General features: G+C 35.7%; 5 protein-coding genes. All 5 read right to left on the reverse strand.

The annotated features are described in order from the left end of the window. Positions 1–3,043: 3,043 nt before the first annotated feature. The gene (gene mnmE, locus HBA_RS03385) at positions 3,044–4,402 is read right to left on the reverse strand and encodes a tRNA uridine-5-carboxymethylaminomethyl(34) synthesis GTPase MnmE (protein ID WP_457920925.1); all 1,359 of its coding nucleotides are present in this window, start codon (positions 4,400–4,402) and stop codon (positions 3,044–3,046) included. Between the two features lie 83 nt (positions 4,403–4,485). Continuing rightward, a complete protein-coding gene (gene yidC / locus HBA_RS03390) occupies positions 4,486–6,135 on the reverse strand; it encodes a membrane protein insertase YidC (RefSeq protein ID WP_097032593.1) in 1,650 nt (549 codons plus the stop codon). Between the two features lie 2 nt (positions 6,136–6,137). Continuing rightward, positions 6,138–6,395 (reverse strand): membrane protein insertion efficiency factor YidD, encoded by a 258-nt coding sequence (gene yidD, locus HBA_RS03395; protein ID WP_097032594.1) that lies wholly within the window; start codon positions 6,393–6,395, stop codon positions 6,138–6,140. Then, positions 6,359–6,718, reverse strand: coding sequence for a ribonuclease P protein component (gene rnpA, locus HBA_RS03400; RefSeq protein WP_097032595.1), 360 nt, complete (start codon positions 6,716–6,718; stop codon positions 6,359–6,361). Before rnpA ends, yidD begins: the two co-directional genes overlap by 37 nt. A 17-nt stretch (positions 6,719–6,735) precedes the next feature. Next, positions 6,736–6,879, reverse strand: a complete 144-nt coding sequence (rpmH, locus tag HBA_RS03405) for a 50S ribosomal protein L34 (protein ID WP_097032596.1) — start codon at positions 6,877–6,879, stop codon at positions 6,736–6,738. Positions 6,880–6,965: the final 86 nt, after the last annotated feature.

A 6,965-nucleotide genomic window follows, 5' to 3' on the forward strand; every position in this document is an offset into this window, starting at 1 on the left:
ATTTAATTTATAAATTAAATTATGTTTAATATAAACAGCTTGTGTTGATTTATGTGATGTATTAACATTATCGTTAACCATAGGTATGATAAGTTGACTGTTATGCACTTTGCATTTAGTCAACATAAATACACCTAGTTAGGTATGTTTATTAGCTTTAATATCGCCGCACATCTAATTATGTGTTAACAATCTATTATTACATGTAATATCTTATCTAAATTTTGCTTTGATATTTAATTAGTTATAAACTATAGCTATTATACTAAACGTCAGGGAAATAAAATATATAGTTTTAAACTATCACATAACCATAAACCTCTTTTACTAAAATTCGTATAAATTTAAAAACGACTATTAAATTATATTTTAATAATTATAAACTTTATTAAAATAATCACTTTGTGTTATCATTTTTAAAATTATTTAAAAGAAAATACTAACTGCCTCTTTTTATAGTAAACATAAATTTACTAAAGCATTTAGTATAAATAAAAGATATTTTATCAATTATCTATGTAAATAAAATCTTTGCTGCTTAATTAAGCATTAAGTTTTTTTGCTATAGGTAATTGCTAGCAAAGCTAGAGTTGTTTTATGATTATCAATCAGTTTGAAGCATGTTTATAGTGGCAATAAATCTTATACAGAAGACACTTAATAAATATGAAATTCAATACTACATACTATAATATATAATTCACTATTGGAAGTGTTAAGAGTGAATGATATTCTTATATATAAATAATAAGTTAGGCATTATTATTTAATAATTTACTTAAATATAATACTTAGACTTCTATTAAAAGTAAACAAATATTATGTCTGATAAATATTTATTTAAATTATGAGTAAACATAATAATGTAAAAGTAATTTTACGAAATTATTATCGTTTACTGCCTACTAATTATCTTCTTATTAGACACAATAATAATATAATTAGCATGCGGTTTATTATAGAAGTAATCAATCTGATTGCAATACGTCGTGTTTTTTATTTTTGTTAACTATAATCTTTAAGTTATTATCTTTATTGCCACAACATCAAACATTTCATCGTTATGAATAATACTCATTGGTAGCATGCTTTCATGTTTCAAAAACTTCACCTCAACAATATTTGATATCAATATCATGTATAATTGTTATGTAAAATCTAATTCAATTGTAATATTAAAATATTTGTTATTAACAAATAACCATAACTGAAAATTTTTTCAGCAAATATCTAAAATTGATTTTACATTTATATGATAACCATCACTTAGCCTGTAAGATCATTAATTCAGTTTATGAAATTACCTATAATTTTCCTGGAAAGTTAATTGACTTGAGTAGTATATAACATACTTTTAGATAAAATCTATCTAGCCATGATATGCTGATCCCTCGATGCTAAATGCGTCGTCAGCCCATAAGCTATGATAATAATTTAAATAAGCAAATTCTGTTTGACCTAACTAAAAAACGTCTGTCAGTATAAATTTAATTAAGAATATTAAAGTCTCTGATAAGCTTTGCTGTAGCAAAGCTTATCAACTTAATTTCCCAGCAAAACTATCGATCTACAATATATGCCATCACTGCGTTTATATGTTAAAGAAAGAAAATAATTATAAAATCAATAATTATTTTAACAAGGTTTGTGTTGCTACTAATGTGGTAGATGTACAATCTCTACAGGATATCTTTTCTGAGAATAATATATAATTAATAATAATTCTTTTACTATTATCTTGCACCGATAAATTACCAACAAAACAAATACAATTACTTTTGCTTTTGCGTAAAATTAAAAGCGCATAATACGTTAATTTATTTTACGTACAACACTGTTTTTTCGGAAGCAGTAGATCATAAAATAACTCATCGTGTCCAAAGCATATAACTATTATACTTAAAATAAGTATATTAAACTAAAGCGGATGTTATCAATTTAGGTAGTACAAAAAACGTGCACTAATATGATTAGATTGTCTATAGCACCAAAATTATAAAGTAACTTTAATCTATAAATAGGCATTATTTATTTGCTTTTAAGTAATCAAACAATGAAACTTATCAAAAAAAGCATCTTCTTTTCTACTTAACTTAATAGGTTATTTTTTTCTAATTCGCATCGGTCAAGGTTTTTTCACATAACTAAACAATATGCTCAATAATCACCTCGAATACAGGCTTAATCTGCATAATTTATGCTTAATGAGTTATAAACTATAAGGGAGACAACTTTATTTTCGCTAACTTATTATCGTAAAAGAAGAAATAGCTTTTCTTCGTGCTGCAGTCGCTAATAGGTCAAGATTAGCAATCTGCCATCAAACATAATTTTACTAAGAATTAAAAATTTCTAGGGAATCAAATAAGTCCTAAAATGCACCTTCTTCAGGCGGCTGAGAACAAAGACTTTAATTCAGCTTTCAAAGACAAAAATTAAGCAAGATTCTTACCGTAATAAAAAAGTCATAGTTGCACAGTAGATTGAGATAAAAGCTGACAACGCAGTAACTAACATAAATAAAATAATCTCAGTCTTGCTATAAAGTAACCCTATCGCTTTTTTAGCTATAGTAAGCTCTCTTAATTGCAAGTAACGATCGCGTATCTTGTAAATACGAGGTTATTCGCATTGAATAAATTAAAAGTTATTTTTGTTTGCTATAACACTAATTTCGCAAAAGTTAGCGTAGAAACACTAGCTAAAACTACTTTAAATACTTAATCGTTTTGCATCATTGAGGCACGCGGCTAAACCTGTATAATTAATACAGATCTGTAAATACATTACAGCAACTCTCATGGCCACAATTATTTTTAAATTTATCGCTACGATGACGAAAAAAATAATTTTAAACTTATTATCAGCACTTGCGATCAATATGATCAACTGTCTTCAATTACATCAGCTACTAAGGATCACGGCTGATAATCGTGCCTATCAATGTGATAGTTAAAACACATTAACGAAGTTGAACTGTAAAACCTTACCCTTAGTGCTAATGTAGAAAGGAAAAGAATTGAACATTTATTAAGATCAGAATTTACTTGCCAATACAGAAGCTTGAAAAAATGCTATTAAGCAAGTCATCGCAACTGAATTCGCCGGTAATTTCACTTAGCGCTTGTTGCGCTCGCCGAAGTTCTTCCGCCAAAAGTTCAACTGCGTAAGCACTCACGAACTGTTCTTTTCCTTTAATTAAATGCGTAGCGGCAGCTTCCAGCGCGTACATATGACGGCGGCGCCCCCCCCCCACCCCAGAGATGTTGCTAATAAACCCTATGCTTTCTTTTAAATGAATACGCAGCAGGTCTACACCGATACCAGTCTGAGAAGACATAGTAATAAGTGAGCAATCACTTTTTTTGATAATAGCAACACTTTCTCCTGTGAGGTCAGATTTATTGCGCACTATCGTAACTGGCGGCATACCGAGCGGAAAACGAGCGATAAACTCTGGCCAAAGCATATTCAGATCGCTCAAAGAAGTTACAGTGCCATCCACTATCAACAACACATGATCCGCCCGTTCAATTTCACGCCAGGCACGCTCAATGCCGATCTGCTCTACTTCATTACTGGCAACACGCAAGCCAGCAGTGTCTATAATATGCAACGGCATCCCGTCTAGGTGAATATATTCACACAAGACATCGCGTGTCGTTCCCGCTATGGAAGTAACAATGGCAGCATCACGCCCCACGAGCGCATTCAGCAAACTAGATTTGCCGGCGTTAGGCTTACCAGCAATCACTACCCTCATACCTTCACGCAAAAGACTGCCCTGTCGCGCTTCGATGCGTACCTCATCAAGGCTGGCGATTACGTCATTTAGGCTAGCCTCAATTTTACAGTCGGAGAAGAAATCAATATTTTCATCAGGAAAATCGATAGTTGCTTCGACATAAATACGCAAGTTAGTTAGCTCTTCTACTAATTTATAAATACATTGGGAAAATGTACCTTGCAGCGAATTAACCGCAGCGCGAGCGGCTTGCACCGAGCTGGCATCAATAAGATCAGCAATAGCCTCTGCCTGGGTAAGGTCTAGTTTATTGTTAAGAAAAGCACGCTCCGAAAATTCACCGGGACGAGCAATGCGCACACCTGGCAAAGAAATGATACGTTGTAGCAACAGATCCAAAATGACAGGACCACCATGCGCTTGGAGCTCTAAGACATCTTCGCCAGTAAAGGAATGGGGGCCAGGGAAGAATAAAGCGATTCCTTGATCAAGCGTAGCGCCGTCCTTATCGCGAAATGATAGGTATTCCGCCTGCCGCGGCTGCGGCAACTTGTGTAGCATAGCTTGAGCCACCGTGGTTGCTAGGAGACCAGAAACGCGTAGAATACCGATACTCCCTCGTCCTGGAGGGGTAGCAATGGCAGTGATGGTATCCATTTAGCTTATTAAAACGCTTGCTTGATGCCACAGAGGCACAGTTGAAAAAATTGAAGTTGTCATATTATAGTAATAGCCCCGTCTTAATTATTTTTTTTATCCTTACTGTGCAAACCACGCTTTTCTAAGCTGCGATAGATAAGCTGTTGCTGGATAATAGTTACCAGATTACTGACAGTATAGTATAACACCAGACCAGCCGGGAACCACAGGAAGAACATAGTGAAGATTACTGGCATAAAAACCATGATCTTCTGTTGCATAGGATCAGTAACGGTAGTCGGCGATATCTTCTGAATAAAGAACATGGTAATACCCATAAGTACCGGTAGGATATAGTATGGATCCTGAGCAGATAAATCATGAATCCATAGAGCAAACGGCGCATGGCGCAATTCGATGGAAGCTGACAACATGTAATAAAGCGCCAGAAAGATAGGCATCTGGATCACTATTGGAAAACATCCTCCCAGTGGATTAACCTTTTCTGCCTTGTACAGTGCCATTATTTCCTGGCTTTGACGTTGTTTATCATCACCTAGCCGCTCGTGTATCGCCGCAATTTTTGGTTGCAACATACGCATCTTAGCCATTGATACATATTGTGCCTTAGTCAGCGGATACATGATCCCGCGCACGATAAAAGTGATTATGATGATAGAAAAACCCCAATTGCTAATATAGCTATGGATAAATTTTAGCAGCTTAAACAGTGGTTGAGAGATGAACCATAACCAACCATAATCAACTGTCAGATCAAAATGCGGAGCGATCACCGCCATTTTATCCTGAATTTTAGGACCGAGCCACAAGGTGGCTTTCAATTTGCATTGGTCGCCAGCTGCTACGGCTACAGGGGCAGACTTAAAGCCTATTATTACCTGATCATTACTTAAATAATTAGTATAAAAAGTATTTTTCCCATAAGTAAAAGGCATCCAAGCTGTAACAAAATATTGCTGAAGCATAGCAACCCAGCCACCATTAGTGCTAATAAGCAGGTTTTTGCCTTTCATATCTTTGAAGCTATACTTTTGATATTTATTATCGGTAGTAGAATAAGCGGCCCCACGGTATGTGTGTAACGCGAAGTTGATATTGTTGGTATCGCGCGTTTTAGGCAAATCCATGGATTGTTTCAGTTGACCGAATAACATTAACTCAAGCGGTTGTGCGCTGGCGTTATTAATATCGTAATTCACATTCAACGCAAAATCGCCGCGCTTTAATATGAATGTCTTGGTGTACAAAACACCATCGGGAGCAGTATAGGTTAGCGGCACGTGCAATTCGCTCTGATTATCCGCCATAACATAAATGTTTTGGTTTGTAGTATATAGTGGACGTTTACCATTAGCAGGATTATCTGGGCCATCTTTGCCGATCAGGCCGCTTTGCGCTTGATAAACAAATTCTGGAGAAGTTTTTAGTAGATGAAAAGGCTGCCGCAAATTTAGTGTATTGAGATATGATAACAAGCAAGCTTGCTCGATATCACCACCGCGGGTATTAATTGTCAGCGACAACACGTCGGTTTTTACCGTAATGAGATGGTCATCTTGTCCACTAAACGGTACTCCCCATCTGTATAAGTCCACATCTGAGGTGTGAGCATTCTGCTGTGTTGTGGTCTGGGAGATAGACCTGGAAGTTTGGTCCGTCTGCCAAGACTGCCATATCATGAAAGATATAAACAATAGAGCGATGATAAAAAGATTGCGTTGCGCATCCATTATTATTCTTCTCGGTTGTTAACATTTTTGGGCTGCACGTAATTTTCCCACTCTGAGTTCAAAGAGTGACATTTTAATATACGTTTTAATATCAACCAACTGCCTTTTAATAAACCAAATCTATGTATCGTCATAATTCCATATTGCGAACAAGTAGGCCGAAACCGGCAATGAGGCCCTAGTAATGGGCTGATCAAAAGTTGATAACCACGTATCAACCAAATTATAAACCTTGAAACTGGCGACAATGGCGATGCCATAATTTTTCTAACGTTTCTGTTAAAGCATGGTTATCCAGATCGGTAACTCCTTTTTTAGCGATGACCACAAAATCCATAGCGGGTAAGGTATACTGACGTAAACGAAAGCTTTCGCGCGTTAAGCGCTTAATTCTATTTCGTTCATGAGCCCTTTTTACATATTTTTTGGGGACTGTGAGACCAACTCGGGGGTGCTCTAACATGTTGAGTCGGCCAAGAATGGCGACATGAAACGTGCCGGCTCGTTGAGGATGCTGGAATACAAAATTAAAATGCTTGGAAGTTAACAACCGTAACTCACGGGGAAATATGAACTTAACCACCTGATTAATAATCTTTCTTATTGGAAAGATACGGTCAAACGTGTACGACCTTTTGAACGGCGACGAGCCAATACCTGACGACCGTTCTTCGTTGCCATCCGAGCACGGAAACCGTGGGTACGATTGCGTTTCAATACAGAAGGTTGAAAAGTACGTTTCATAGCTATTTACACCTAAACTTTCATAATTACTTAAATAAAACATTTAGCCACTCAACATAAAAGAACGACCACCTCAATAATCTGTT

The organism is Sodalis endosymbiont of Henestaris halophilus, from assembly GCF_900161835.1.
GTDB lineage: Bacteria > Pseudomonadota > Gammaproteobacteria > Enterobacterales > Enterobacteriaceae.